At 50.4% G+C, this 13,759-nt stretch carries 16 protein-coding genes; 2 read left to right on the top strand and 14 right to left on the bottom strand.

The genetic code is table 11. The features are described 5' to 3' along the window. Positions 1 to 42: 42 nt before the first annotated feature. The 12 genes from ACYVK4_RS01520 to ACYVK4_RS01465 form a co-directional block, all read right to left on the bottom strand. The gene (locus ACYVK4_RS01520) at positions 43 to 603 is read right to left on the bottom strand and encodes a hypothetical protein (protein ID WP_461125719.1); all 561 of its coding nucleotides are present in this window, start codon (positions 601 to 603) and stop codon (positions 43 to 45) included. 42 nt (positions 604 to 645) lie between these two features. Further along, a complete protein-coding gene (locus ACYVK4_RS01515; RefSeq protein WP_461125718.1) occupies positions 646 to 849 on the bottom strand; it encodes a hypothetical protein in 204 nt (67 codons plus the stop codon). 45 nt (positions 850 to 894) lie between these two features. Next, the gene (locus ACYVK4_RS01510) at positions 895 to 1,683 is read right to left on the bottom strand and encodes a DUF3108 domain-containing protein (RefSeq protein WP_461125717.1); all 789 of its coding nucleotides are present in this window, start codon (positions 1,681 to 1,683) and stop codon (positions 895 to 897) included. A gap of 30 nt (positions 1,684 to 1,713) precedes the next feature. Beyond that, the gene (locus ACYVK4_RS01505) at positions 1,714 to 2,760 is read right to left on the bottom strand and encodes an aminopeptidase (RefSeq protein WP_461125716.1); all 1,047 of its coding nucleotides are present in this window, start codon (positions 2,758 to 2,760) and stop codon (positions 1,714 to 1,716) included. 132 nt (positions 2,761 to 2,892) lie between these two features. After that, positions 2,893 to 3,534, bottom strand: coding sequence for a cysteine hydrolase family protein (locus ACYVK4_RS01500; RefSeq protein WP_461125715.1), 642 nt, complete (start codon positions 3,532 to 3,534; stop codon positions 2,893 to 2,895). 141 nt (positions 3,535 to 3,675) lie between these two features. Beyond that, on the bottom strand, positions 3,676 to 4,236 hold the full coding sequence (locus tag ACYVK4_RS01495) for a GNAT family N-acetyltransferase (RefSeq protein WP_461125714.1): 561 nt from the start codon (positions 4,234 to 4,236) through the stop codon (positions 3,676 to 3,678). Positions 4,237 to 4,243: 7 nt separating this feature from the next. Beyond that, complete coding sequence (locus tag ACYVK4_RS01490; RefSeq protein ID WP_461125713.1) at positions 4,244 to 5,344, bottom strand: mandelate racemase/muconate lactonizing enzyme family protein; 1,101 nt, start codon at positions 5,342 to 5,344, stop codon at positions 4,244 to 4,246. A gap of 105 nt (positions 5,345 to 5,449) precedes the next feature. After that, positions 5,450 to 6,577: an amidohydrolase family protein gene (locus ACYVK4_RS01485; RefSeq protein ID WP_461125712.1), complete on the bottom strand. Its 1,128-nt coding sequence runs from the start codon at positions 6,575 to 6,577 to the stop codon at positions 5,450 to 5,452. Positions 6,578 to 6,614: 37 nt separating this feature from the next. After that, entirely contained in the window at positions 6,615 to 7,094 is a 480-nt protein-coding gene (gene ispF / locus ACYVK4_RS01480; protein ID WP_012924641.1) for a 2-C-methyl-D-erythritol 2,4-cyclodiphosphate synthase, read from the bottom strand. Next, positions 7,091 to 7,492 carry a HEPN domain-containing protein gene (locus tag ACYVK4_RS01475; protein ID WP_461125711.1) on the bottom strand — a complete coding sequence of 134 codons (402 nt, stop codon included), beginning with the start codon at positions 7,490 to 7,492 and terminating at the stop codon, positions 7,091 to 7,093. Before ACYVK4_RS01475 ends, ispF begins: the two co-directional genes overlap by 4 nt. Then, positions 7,489 to 7,842, bottom strand: a complete 354-nt coding sequence (locus ACYVK4_RS01470; RefSeq protein ID WP_461125710.1) for a nucleotidyltransferase domain-containing protein — start codon at positions 7,840 to 7,842, stop codon at positions 7,489 to 7,491. Before ACYVK4_RS01470 ends, ACYVK4_RS01475 begins: the two co-directional genes overlap by 4 nt. Positions 7,843 to 7,857: 15 nt before the next feature. Continuing rightward, positions 7,858 to 9,099: a M16 family metallopeptidase gene (locus tag ACYVK4_RS01465; RefSeq protein WP_461125709.1), complete on the bottom strand. Its 1,242-nt coding sequence runs from the start codon at positions 9,097 to 9,099 to the stop codon at positions 7,858 to 7,860. 102 nt (positions 9,100 to 9,201) lie between these two features. On the opposite strand from ACYVK4_RS01465, the gene ACYVK4_RS01460 reads away from it, so the two are divergent. Beyond that, positions 9,202 to 10,314, top strand: coding sequence for a tetratricopeptide repeat protein (locus tag ACYVK4_RS01460; protein ID WP_461125708.1), 1,113 nt, complete (start codon positions 9,202 to 9,204; stop codon positions 10,312 to 10,314). A 43-nt stretch (positions 10,315 to 10,357) separates the two neighbouring features. Here the strand turns inward: ACYVK4_RS01460 and ACYVK4_RS01455 are convergent, their stop codons facing one another. After that, a complete protein-coding gene (locus ACYVK4_RS01455; RefSeq protein ID WP_461125707.1) occupies positions 10,358 to 12,322 on the bottom strand; it encodes a DNA polymerase III subunit gamma/tau in 1,965 nt (654 codons plus the stop codon). 167 nt (positions 12,323 to 12,489) lie between these two features. Between ACYVK4_RS01455 and ACYVK4_RS01450 the strand changes: the two genes are divergently transcribed. Beyond that, positions 12,490 to 12,873: a four helix bundle protein gene (locus ACYVK4_RS01450; protein WP_461125706.1), complete on the top strand. Its 384-nt coding sequence runs from the start codon at positions 12,490 to 12,492 to the stop codon at positions 12,871 to 12,873. 80 nt (positions 12,874 to 12,953) lie between these two features. Here the strand turns inward: ACYVK4_RS01450 and ACYVK4_RS01445 are convergent, their stop codons facing one another. Further along, positions 12,954 to 13,751, bottom strand: coding sequence for an ion transporter (locus ACYVK4_RS01445; RefSeq protein ID WP_461125705.1), 798 nt, complete (start codon positions 13,749 to 13,751; stop codon positions 12,954 to 12,956). Positions 13,752 to 13,759: the final 8 nt, after the last annotated feature.

Genomic DNA, 13,759 nt, shown 5'->3' with positions numbered 1-13,759 from the left:
AAGATCGACAAATCCGGGTATTTATTATTTGATGGCTTTGTCTTAAAAAAGAAACCCGAGTTTAATACTCACGTTGTCGGAGTGTTCAGAGCTGTTGTACCGATTCCCGTAGTTGTTAGCCTGATTGAGAATATACTGCGATAAATAACCAACGCTGATGACAATTGCGGATTTTTCGGCCACATATGTGCGAATCCCAATGGCCGGATTGAGGTATAAGTCTCCCTTACTACTCGTATTGATCGTTTGGTTTTTGTCGAGCAACAGGCTGTACCCAACATCGCCGACCAGCATCAGGGCTGTTCGCCCGCCGATATAGGCTCTTAAATCGGCAAAAATGGGCAGGAGATTAACAATGTTTGTCGGGCCATTGCTGAATCTTGTATAGGAAACGCCAACACCGGCCGAAAAATGGTCGTTGGGTTTATAGCCATTTACGGTGGAGATGGCTATCGCTCCGGCACGTCCGTCGATGCTGGGTGCATAGCCAAATTCAGTGATGTTGATGTAGCCGGATGTACGCTTTCCCGAATTAAAAAAGTCTTGCCCGAAAACATTGCCTGTTATGGCCAGAAAAAGGAATAAAACAGATACTTTTTTCATAACGTTTTAAATCAAACGGCGAATGTAGCCAGTTAGGCTGAGTCAGTTGGTATAGTGCTGTGCTTTGGGGTGATAAATGATTTTATGGTACTTCGTTTGTTGGTAGAAAGGCGCGCCGTCTGAGCGTAAACGAGCCTTTATGTACTGAAAACAGGGTGTGCTACCCTTTCCTTCGGCCACAGGCGTGTTCGTCAGGCATGTAAACCCGACCTGCCCGACTTCCCTGTACGTAAAAAGGCGTGCCACGATCTTAAACCGTGGCACGCCTTATAGCTGGAAAACCGGATTGACCTAATAGTATTTCAACGGTTGTTTCAAGCCGCCATCCCGTTTGAGGTCCATCTCCATGGAGCCTACGAAGAAGTCGACTTCTACCTTTACGGGGACTTTATTCGCATCGTCGGAAACGAAAATCCGGATCGACTCTTCTTCCTTGATGAGCTTATTCTGCGGTAGAACCGGGTTGAGTTTAATAACGTTGATCTTACCCTTTTTGGTTTTCACAACGTCTTTGCCCCGGTAGCGAACCTTCATGTTATAGATGGTATCGTCGTAAAAAGCGGGGACTTCAATGACCTGGCCACTGCTTAACTTGCTGAAATCAATGGTGCGCAGGAAATAATAACCGCTGATGAGGTCGTGCACGTTGTCAGGCACTTTAAACACATCTTTTTCGGTGCGTTCCTCGGCTTTTACCGTGTTGGCTTCGTGGTTAAACGTAATATTTTCCTCCTTCCGGTAGCTGTTTTCCTGAAGGTTGGTGTAAAATTTCTGCGGTAGAATAGCCGACGTATCGATGTACGACCGCCAGGTATCGCGAATCCGGGTCACGAGGTCAAAAGCGCCCAGCGTACGGGCATCTACGTTGACCCGATAGCAGGGGCGTTCGTTGACTTTGTAGAGCGAAGGGCTCACATCCACAACGGCTTCGGCAGCATTAATAAAACCATAGTGCACCCGATATTCCAGGTGCTCGCCGGGTCCGAAACTAGTGTTGACGACACGCCTATAGGCATTCATCCCGACAAAGCCTGCGCTTAGAACAGATAAAATACCGATGCTTATTACTAACTTCTTCATACGAACAACCGCCCGACCGCCGGGCTTCGTTTAAAACGATGGATATGTTTGTTTGAGGTAGGCCAAATACCGTTTGAAATCTCCCCCAAACCGATTATCAAATTCCTGTCGAAACCGATTCTGCTGTTTTCGATAGGTAAGATACCCAATGAAATACGCATTATTCGGTAGGTTTAGTTTTCCGGGTGGTCGCTTATTTATTGAGCGTGCCCCTTTTTTACTCCGTTGGTCGCTGATCGTATCGGACGATACTACAATTTGTCGGATCGTTTGCCACTTCAGCGAATCTTTGACTACCCTTGGCGTGATAGGTTTAAATGTTCGGTATAAACTATCGAGCATTCGGGTACCACGCAGTATATGCTCATCGTAGTGTTCATAAAACAATTTTGTCGCTAAATAGTCCCGATACGGTACCGAATTTCTGCCGTACTTCTGAGCCAGAAAGCGTAAAGCGCCATATTCACCTACAAAATCAGCTAAGTTCTCATTGTACTCAAGGCTATTCTTCACAAATAATGTGCCGTGCGTCAGTTCGTGAATGATCAATTCGGCCAGGCTTCCTTCAGGTCTGTCTAAAAAACTGGACAGAATAGGATCATTTAAAAATCCTAAAGTCGACCAGGCCGATACTTCACCAATACGGGTGTCAAGCCCTTCCCGTTGCAGTTCCGCTTTGGTGGAATCGGCACGATCTTTCTCAAAGAAACCCTTGTACGAAAACGTACCGATGATGGGGAAATGCCACTGCCGGGCAACAAGTTGGTACGGTTCTGCCGCCGTAACGACCCACAAAATGGGTTTCCCTTCCTGATCGTAAAATGACTCGTAACTCCCTGATTTATCCAATCCGAGCGAGTCCATAGCAAAACGCTTGATTTCCTGGACTAGTTCTATTTTCTTCTTTACAGAATCAGGATAGGCCGGGCTGGTCAGGACTTCGGACACGGGTTTTGTATTCCATAAAATACGCAGCTGACCTTTGGCCTGCATCCATCCATAACTGACTAATTCCCATTGCCAGACAACTAAAACCGTTAAGACCCCTATAAAGACAAGAGCAATTTTTTTACCCATAGGTTGGAATTATTCACTGCAAAAATAGAACAAAAGGGGCCATTGTGAGCGGATGCTATGCCAGGGGCTTATATATAAAAAAACCTATAAGGTCTTCTGAGACCTTATAGGTTTTGATGGTAACCTATACATTTATGCTGAATAACCTCGTGTTTCAACTTCCTGAACGGCCTCGCCCGTTAGCTCCTCCAGAAACTGATGGTGCGACATGGGTTTGGAGAACATCGGAAAGTTTTTGGCACAGGCAAACGCTTGCTCCTCTTCGCTGAGGGTGGCCGTGCAATCGGTCAGGGTGATGACTTCAAAACCTTTTTCGTAGCCGGAACGCATGGTCGACTCCACGCAGCAGTTGGTCAAAAAACCGCCCAGCGCAATCGTTTCGATGCCTTTGCTTCGCAGGATAAAATCGAGGTTCGTGCTGGCGAATGCGTCTAAACCACGCTTTCCTTCCAGCACAATATCGCCGGACTGCGGGGCCAGCGAATCGATGATGTCAACACCCCAGGAGCCTTTACGAAACGATTGACTGTCGACTACGCCTTTCAGAATACCATACGGGTGCTTCGTAATCTCGAAATAACCTTCCTGAAAACTGATGGGCGAATGAATGATGACGGCTCCGGCTTCGCGGGCTTTGGCAACCAGATCGAGGGTATTGTCGAGCATGTTCGAGGATTCCATCACCCCTTTTACGGCTTCGTGCAAACTACCTCCCGGCGACGTGAAATCGTTCTGATACTCGATCAGGACAACGGCTGTTTTTTGCGGATTCATAGCGTTTTCGGTTTACGTTGGTTGCCGGTAAAAGCCTGTTAACGCTGCCGTTTACTCGAATACGGGCTGTACCCACGGGTTTTAACCCGTGTATGTTTATTAAAAAGAAACACGGGTTGAAACCCGTGGGTACAATTGGTTTTACTTTTTCCAGTTCCAGAGCACGACAGCCCAGGTTTCGCCTATGATTGAGTCGTGAAAGTCATGAATGCGCTCAAAACCAACCCGGGCGTGGGCTTTGAGTGAGCGGGTGTTGTTGGCCGAAATATCGGTTATCAAAAGCTGAAATCTGTCACTGTACACGTCGCGGTGGTGCTGGTACATTCGGTCGAATACGCGCTGGCCCCGGTAACCGTCGGCCACGCAAACCTGCCCCATTACATAGTAGGGGTATTCGCTTAACGGCTTGCCCTGGTAGATCAATGAATTGATGAGTTCAAAAAGGGGGAGTAGTTCCGGAATGTCGTTACCAAACTCGGGTAGCATGGTTAGGGCATAGCCGACAACTTTATCGCCGTCTTTAGCAATGATGCTGGGAGCTGCCTGATTCATACGCGTCAGTACGGCGGGGTCGTGTTCAACTGTCACAAATCCCTGATCGAGCTGCACATCAAGCGGCACGTTTTTACGAAGATTGGCCTGTTGCAGGTCGAGAATTCCCTGCACGTCGGCGGCTGACTGAACGGTGGTGATGGCGAGCATGTAAGCGTTAGGAAATGATTTTACGCGGTAATTTGGCCAGAAAGGCAGCGTCTATTTCGGCACCGATTCCCGGCGAGTCCGGTAACTCAATCTGGTAGCCATTGTAGGTGATTCCACCGTATACGGGGTCGTCGGCATGTTCGAAACAGGCGTCCAGGTCGTAAAAACGAATATTTTGTCGGGCCGTTGCAAAGTGGGCATTGGCCGTTAGTGCCAGTCTCGACTCCGACATGCAGCCGATCATACAGGGGATACCGGCTGCTTCGCCAATGGCGTTGATCTTAAGGGCGTCAAAAATGCCCCCGCTTTTGGAGAGTTTGATGTTGAAGTAATCGACCGCTTCTTCCCGCACCAGCCGGATGGCATCGATGGAATCGAACAGGCTTTCATCGGCCATGATGGGCACGTTCGTTTTCTGTCGAATCTGGCGTAGCCCGGCAATATCGTGCCGTTTAATGGGCTGCTCGCAGTACTGAACATTCCAGTCGCCAGTGGCCCGCAGCACACCCAAGGCCGTTACCACATCCCAACCCTGGTTGGCATCGGTACGGATGGGCGTTGTATCGCCAATCGCCTTACGGATGGCTTTGACGCGCGCAATATCGTCGTGGAGGTTCGTGCCGAGTTTAACCTTGATGGCTTCAGCGCCTTTTTCCTGAATGCGCAGCGCGTCTTCGACCATGCGCTCCGGCGTGTTGATATAGATCGTTTCGTCGGTAACGAGGGTCTTTTTCGTACCGCCCAGAAACTGGTACAGCGGCATCCGGGCGGTTTTGGCAGCCAGGTCATACAGCGCCATGTCGAACGCCGAGCGAGTAGTTGGGTGGCCGGGCAAGTACCGGATCAGCGTGGTTAGGCAGCCTTCAATATCGAGCGGGTCGCGCCCGATCAGGAGCTTTGCCATATCGTCGGCTGCCGCCAGTGCCGAAGCCTGCGTTTCGCCAACGATCATCCAGAAAGGCGACCCTTCGCCCCAGCCGGTTATGCTCTCGTCGGTTTCTATTTCGACCAGAATATTCCGGGCGTTTTCAATGGTGCCGAGCGAGATAGCGATGGGCGCCTTAAGCGGAATATCGTACTGGTAGAGGGAAATTCGGGTGATTTTCATTGGTATTTAAACGCAAGGGGCGCAAAGGACAGCGCAAAGAACGCAAAGGGTAAAGGGGTTCGTTGCGACCCTTGCGTTAACCTTTGCGCCTTTGCGTTTAAAAAATCAATTAGGGAACTGGCTCTTGTCGAGACCCGGAACAAGCCGGAGCGCGTTCTTGTAATAGACCTTTTTCAGGATTTCGTCGGGTAAGCCCATGCCGTACATGCGCCAGAAGGCGTGGTACTTTTTATGGTAGGGAAAGTACTCGTCGTCCGTTTCAAGGACGCGGAAATAGGTAGCGTATTCCGACGGCACCCAGCTGTCTTTGCCAAATAGAATCCGGTCCTGGTATTTCTCGAAAAACTTCCGGCTGGCGCGTGGCTGGCGGCCCAGTTCGGCGATAACGGCCCCGATTTCGACGTTCATGTTCGGGAAAACCGTCATCAGACTGTCGAGCTTTTTCAGGTCATTAGGGAACCAGCCCATGTGAGCGGCAATAAAGATCGTTTTTGGGTGCTTGCGAAACACGTTATGCTGTTCGGCAATGAGTTTATCCCAGGGAACGGGGTCATTGGCCGCCCGTTTGCGACCGCCGTGTAATTTGAGCTCGAGCCAGCGTTCGTTGTAGCGGTCCATTGGGTCCCAGAACGGCTTGGGGTCGGCGGTGTGGATCAGAACGGGAATACCCAGTTCGCCACACTTGGCCCAGATCGGGTCAAGGCGTGGGTCATCGACCCGCACGCGCTGGCCTGATTCGTCTTTGTTATTAAGCCCCAGATTCTTGAAAATCTTGAGTCCGTGGGCTCCCTTTTTTACATCGGCTTCCAGCAGGGCAACCGACTCTTCCGTCCAACCTTTCCGGCCAATCTCGTCGAAGTTGAGGTTCGTAAACAGGGCCAGCCGTTTGGGAGCCGCTTTGGCGGCATTGGCCAGTGCATTGTCAAAAAACTGAGTTCCCTGCGCCACACTTCCCCAACCCCGACCGCTCAGGTTGATCATAATACCCATGTTCAGGCTGTCCATCTGCGCCAGCAGCGGCTTCAGGTTCGCCTTGTCCATATCCCACTGGTGATTATGAACATCGATAAATGGGAACTTCGAGCGGGTTAGTTTATGCTCGGGTACTTTCAGGGTCGACACGGGGTCGTACTCTTCAAATCCCAGGGGCATGTCGGGCTGGGCTGGTTTCGACTGGCCGCAGGCTATCAGGCCAGCCAGCAGGAGGGCAGGAAGGTAAATCAGTGACTTCATAGACAGAAGTTATGGTTGACAGGTTGTCGGTTAAAAACTAATCCTTAAAGATAAGCGCCACACAATGAGCAGCAATACCTTCGCCCCGCCCAACGAACCCGATATGTTCGGAAGTGGTCGCTTTGATCGAAATATCGTCTTCGGGAATGGCCATGACCCCGGCCAGGCAGGTTTTCATGGCGGGAATATGTGGGTTGAGCTTCGGCTCCTGCAACACCACCGTCACATCGACATTGGAGATTTCGTAGCCCGCTTCGCGTACCATACGCAACACTTCGGCCAGCAATAATTTGCTGTCGACGCCCTTCCAGCGCGGGTCTTTGTCGGAAAAGTGATAGCCAATGTTGCGCATATTGGCGGCACCCAGCAGCGCATCGCACAGCACATGACACACCACGTCGGCATCGGAATGCCCAACGGGACCAAACGTACTGGGAATCTGGATACCACCAAGCCAGAAGGCGCGGCCTTCTTCCAGCCGGTGAACGTCGTATCCCTGTCCTACTCGTATTTTCATGAGGTAAATCCGTTTTCACGGAGGTAAGCTTCGACCTGAAGGAGAAATTCGGATGCATGAGTCACGGCAGCCTGTGCATCCTCAATAGATATGTCGAAATCAATCTCGTAATCGCCCCCCTGCTGTAAATTAAATAGCTCTGAAATAATCATGCTGGATGACTCGGCGAAAATGCCTGTCTTTATAAATTGTTTCCGAAACTCTGTATGGGCACCGGTGTGCGTTTTAGGAATGCTGTCATTCGTCGCATACAAAAGGGCAATGATGCTATGGAATAACGAATAGTAAGCCCGATTACAGGTTCCGTCAGGGTAGTTGGCTTCTAACAGAATTTGCGCTTCTGATAGATCTTCTTCAGCTTTTTGCAAAAAAGCTTTAGTCCGATTTAGATCTTTCATGTACGAATACCTTCCTGTTGTACAGCTTGGTAGAAAGGCGTATGCCCTGACGAGTAATGAGTGGCGGAGGTAGGGAATACCGACACCTCAACGTCATATTTTAATGACAAAGGGCCAATTGACGGAGCCATCATCCTAACCTCTTTACCCGCTCTTACATACTCATCCTGAAGTACAACCAGATAGTCTACGTCTGACTCTTTATGGTAATCACCCCTGGCATACGACCCGTACAGAACCACCTGGGCAAGGCGGTCACCGTATAACTCGGTAAGGGCCTGTTTCACTTCCTGCGATAAAGCCTGGAGCTGATCGGGCGAGAGTGCTTTGGGTTGATAGGTCGTCTCCATAGGTGGTCTTTTGGGCTAGGCTTCGGCCTGCCGGTAATACAGCGTCGAACAATTGTCTTTGCGCAGTAACTCCCTGGCCATCGTCTGAAGACCGTCGGGGTTAACCGATTGAATTTGTGCGGCTTCCTGGTTCACCAGATCAGGGTTGCCTGCGTTGGCGGCATAGGCCAGGTTCATGGCGCGGTTTAGCAACTCCACTTCCGAGAACGCCAGCGTGGCTTCGGCCTGGTTTTTTACTTTGGCCAGCTCTTCGTCCGGAACAGTTTGGTCGATGAACTCCTGCACTACCGATTCCACGGCGGCATCGGCCTCTTCCAGCGAAACGCCTTTGTTTAAATTGCCCTGGATGACCAGCAGACCGGGGTCCATCGACGCCGTAATGTACGCGTTGACACTGCTAAACAGTGGGTTCGTACGCAGTAGTTGCTGATACAGTCGGGACGATTTACTGCGGCCAAGGATGTCGCCCAGCAAGTCGGCGGTATAGAAATTAGCCGCGAACCGACCCGGCATATGATAGGCTTTGTACAGCCCGTTCAGCGGTACTTTCGCCGAGGTTTCCAGTTTCCGGGCTTCGGTCTGTTTCGGTTCGGTGGGCAGCTGACGTACGTATGGCGCACCCGCTTGAATGGGGGCGAACCACTTGGCGCATAACTGCTTCACTTGCTCAACGGTCACGTTGCCTGCTACCACCAGAATGGCGTTGTTCGGCAGGTAGTATTTAAAGAAAAACGATTTTACATCGTCCAGCGTCGCGTTTTCGATATGACTGATGTCTTTGCCAATGGTTGCCCAGCGGTAGGGGTGCTGCTGGTAGGCCAGCGGACGAAGTTTCAGCCAGACATCGCCATACGGTTGGTTCAGATACCGCTGCTTGAATTCCTCAATGACGACTTTCTGCTGCACATCCAGCACCTGCGGGTCGAAGGAAAGGCTCAGCATCCGGTCTGATTCCAGCCAGAAAGCCGTTTCCAAGTTAGCTGCTGGAAGGGTGATGTAATAGTTGGTAATGTCGGGGCTGGTAAACGCATTATTTTCGCCCCCGACTTTTTGCAGCGGCTCGTCGTAGCTCGCAATGTTCTGCGACCCACCAAACATTAAATGCTCGAACAGGTGCGCGAAACCCGTTTTTGATGGATCTTCGTCGCGCGACCCGACATTGTACAGAATATTAACGGCAGCCATCGGGGTCGATTCGTCCTCGTGGACGAATACCTGCAGGCCGTTATCTAAGACAAACTGTTCGTAATGAATCATGAATAATTTTTTGCGTAGCGCTATCGTTCGATAATACGCCCTGAACAAAAGTAAGGTTCTGACTGTATAGAATCAAACGACAACTTTTTAGTACCAAACACATTGTTAGTAAAAAAATGGCTTCTTTTTGTCAGTTTATTTGGCTTTTGCCTCACCGGGCGGGCTCAGGTACTGACGGACCCAACGACTCAGCAGACCGTTCTGAAAACACTGGACTACATTTACAATCTGGATTTCACTGAGTCGGATGGTCTGATACGACAACTGCAATCTCAATATCCACAGCACCCCATTGGTCCAGTTTTACGGGCTACCCAACTGGAGTTACAATATATTCCGCTTCACGAAAACAAGGCGGCTACGGCGCAGTTTGTACAGGCCGTTGAACAGGGGTTAGCCTTAGCGAAGAATATGCTTGACAAGGATAAAGATGATCCCGAAGCGGTGTTTTTTGCCCTAACGGCACACAGCTATCTGGCATCTTTGTACAATAACAGAAATGAGTCGCTAAAAGCCGTTGGTGAGTCAAAGAAGGCGTACAACTACCTTCGGGAGGGCTTTGTCCTGATGAATAAAAATCCCGATTTTTATTTCACGACGGGCCTCTATAACTATTACATTGAGCGGTACCCGTTAGACCACTCCATCGTGAAACCCTTCATGTTCTTTTTTGAAGATGGCGATATGGCTTTGGGTTTGAAGCAAATGGATATCGCGACGAAAAAGAGCCTGTTTATGCGTCCGGTGGCCAATTATTACCTGGCTCACATTCTTTTGAAACACGAAATGAATCCTGGCCGGGCAACGGTCTACGCAAAATACCTGGCCGATAAATACCCGAAAAATCCGCTCTTTGCCATGACCAATGCCGAAGCCTTGCTGCTGACAGGCCGTTATGCCGAAGCAAGACCCTATATTCAGCGCTTAAAACAGATGCCGAATAAACTGGTGCCAATGGCGCTCTACACGTTTACGGGTATGCTGGCCGAACTGGCCGATAAGGATGATAGTGACGCCACGGAAGCTTACGAGCAGGCTCTCCGCTTACCTTATAACGATCCGTATACAAAAGAGTACCACGCCTTTGCTTACGCAGGCTTAGCGCGCATTGCCGCCCGCGCCAACGACCGGAACCGCGCCCGGATCAACTACAAAAAAGCCCTCACGCTGGCCCAGTACAAATCAGTGATCCGCGAAGCAAAGGGGTTTAAATGATGTATGATGTATGATATAGGTTTCAACAGCTATACATCATACATCAATAATCCACCTCCAGATTCAGCACCTTTCGTAGCTCATGCAGGGCCGGGTTTTTGTCGGCCATATAATTGAATTTATCCTGCGAGCTGTAAATCATTTTTTTTACTTCCTGCACCGCCACCTGGTGTTCAAGCTGGATCTGGCTGTTCTGAAGTTCGGTGCGCAGGTAGCCTAAGAGATCAGGTTTTACGTCGGTTAGGTAACCGACTTGCAACGTATTGTCGAGCGTAATTTTAATGACCGTGCCATCGAGTATTAAGTCTCGGTTTAGCACTAATTGCTCGGTGGCTGAGTCGATTTGCTGCAGCCTGACTTTGGAGAACGCCCGCCAGACATCCATTAATTCGTCAAACGTAAACGCCTTGTCGGGGCGGGTTGGGCCGGTGGAGACTACTTCTGCGTCGGCTTCTGTCGACGGGGTAACCGGACCGGCCGTCAACGAAACCGTTGGGCGTAAGCGGCTCGTGGCCGGACGGGCCGGTGGGGCTATTCTGGGCTTTGTCAACACCTCCACCTCCGGCTTTGTGGTTACTGCTGGCTGAGGGGCTGGCATAACTGCCGCAGGGGCCTCCGCCTGGGGCTGGCTGGCGTTTGCCGTGACCACATCGACCGGCCTGGTTGCGGGACTGTGTTGATTAGCCGCCCCATTCGTTGCCGTTCCGTTGGTGGATTGGTACCCGTTTACAGGTTCGCTCGTGATGGAGTGGCTTTCGCTTAGCTGGTTGCCGTTAGTTGAGGGCTGCGACGGAGCGGGGATTGGCTGGCCGTTTTTTTTTTCGTCTCCCGACGGTTCGGCAGTAAAGCGTTCAGCAGTAAAAGTGCCGTTTTGCGGGGCCGCCAACTCGGGCATAGCCTCCCAGTTCAGCAGGTTGCGCAGATTGGCCAGTTTCATCAGCCAGAGCTCGGTATGCAGGCGCTGGTCTTTGGCCTGCTTGTAATTCATGTCGCACTGCCCGCCCAGGCTAAGGGCCGACAGGAGGAACGACATAGGCGCCCGAACCGACTGATCGAGATACTGCCGCCGGACGTTTTCCGTCACTTGCAGCAACTGCACCGTGGCGGCATCCTTACAAACCATCAAATCACGGAAGTGGCGGCACAGGCCAACCACAAACTGGTGTCCATCGAATCCTTTTCTCAGGATTTCATCAACCGTCAGTAAACTCTGCGGCAGGTTTCCGGCCAGTAGCAGATCCGTCAGTTTGAAATAATAATCATAGTCGAGAATGTGCAGGTTGTCCAGCACTTCCTTATACCGAATGATCCGGTCGGCGGCAAAAGTCACGTTTAGGTCGAACATCGACAACGCGTCGCGCAGGCCACCGTCGGCTTTCTGTGCGATCAGGTCCAGGGCTTCCGTTTCGGCGGTAATGCCTTCTTTTTGGGCAATACCGGCGAGGTGATTGGCAATGTGCTGCGGCTGAATCCGGTTGAAATCGAAAATCTGGCAGCGCGATAAGATCGTTGGCAGAATTTTGTGTTTCTCCGTCGTTGCCAGAATAAAAATGGCATATGCCGGGGGCTCTTCCAGCGTTTTCAGAAACGCATTGAAAGCCGCCGACGAGAGCATGTGCACCTCGTCAATAATATAAATCTTGTATTTACCCGATTGGGGTGGGTAGCGAACCTGATCGATCAGGTTACGAATATCTTCAACAGAGTTATTGGAAGCGGCATCCAGCTCATGGATATTGAAGGATGCATTTTGATTGAAGCTCACGCATGACTCGCAGGCATCGCAGGCTTCCCCCTCAGGGGTTAGGTTTTGGCAATTGATCGTTTTCGCCAGAATTCGGGCGCAGGTCGTTTTGCCAACCCCACGCGGCCCGCAAAACAGAAAGGCCGACGCTAAATGGTTGGTTTTAATCGCATTCTTAAGCGTGGTAGTGATATGCTCTTGCCCTACAACCGTGTCGAATGTTGCAGGACGGTACTTGCGGGCCGAGACCACGAAATTTTCCATACTCAAAGTTAGCTACGGCGGGGGTGAAAGGCAAATGGGATATTTGTGGAGTTGGTGGAGTGAGTGAAGTAAGCGGAGTTGGTTTGATACGTAAAGCTACTCTTTATGTATTGATTATTCTTTTTGCAGGCACATGTGGCTTTATTTGTTCCATGCGTCCTACTAACATGGAACGAGAAAACAAAAGTGGTTTTGAAGAACTGGTTGTTTGGCAGGAAGCCAGAAAATTTAGGCAGACGATTCGGTTACTTGTACAATCGTTTCCGGGGGATGAACGCTATCGTTTGGTCGATCAGCTCATTAGAGCTAGCCGAAGTATTTCGGCTAATATTGCTGAAGGCTATGGCCGGTATCACTTTCAGGAAAACATTCAGTTTTGCCGTCAGGCCAGAGGGTCGTTAACTGAATGTCTGGATCACCTTATCTGTGCCTGCGATGAGGGATATATCACCGCAGACCAGTTGCAGGAGCAACGAGCTAACTACCATCAGGTCATTAAGCTTCTTAATGGCTACATTTCCTACCTAAAAGAGCGCAAAAAGACAACCTGAAACCCTCACTTCACCACTTTCACCCACTTCACCACTTTTACTTACTCCACCAATCAACTACTCCACTCACTTCACCAAACTCAAATCTCCTTCCCGCAATGCGGACAGACTTTGCGCTGGGGGGCTTTGCGGTTGCGGATGTGCTCGTTAAAACCCGAAACCAGAATACCGGTTGGTAACGCAAACAGGCCAATACCCACAATAGCCGTAATACCTCCCAGTAGTTTGCCCAACGGCGTGATAGGGTGAATATCGCCATACCCTACCGTCGTCATGGCCGTTACCCCCCACCACATGGTAGCCGGTATGCTCGAAAACTGATTGGGCTGGGCCGGATGTTCGACATAATACATGACGCTGGATACGATGATGAGCATGAAAACGACCAGCATAGTGCTCAAAATTAACTCCTCTTTCTTTTCGGTCACGACATTCTGAATCAGGCGAAAGGCGTGGGAGTAGCGCGAAATTCGAAAGAGCCGGAAAATTCGGAACAGGCGCAGAATACGAACAATGGCCAGATCGGTGGCGAAAAGTGTGAAATAGAAGGGGAAAATGGCCAGGAAGTCAATGATGGCGCTGGCTGAGAAAATATACCGTAAACGGCCCCGGAACCAATGGCTATATTTCTCATTCTCAACGCAGACCCAGATACGCATGACGTATTCGATGGTGAAGAAGATGACAGAGAATACTTCAAATTCGGTGAAGAAACGGGCAAACTTCCGATTGTATTCGGGTACGGTGTGCAGAACAATGGCAATCGCATTCAGCGTAATAATGGTGATTAAAAGCAAGTTGAACGCCAGGCTCATGCCCCGGCGCTTTCCCGCAGATGTTTCCAGAACGCGGTATATGGATTTACGGAGATGTGACATACGAAGAA

It is taken from the genome of Spirosoma aerophilum (assembly GCF_054782495.1).
Note: the sequence above shows the minus strand (reverse complement) of the source record. Positions and strands in the feature narration are given on the sequence as shown.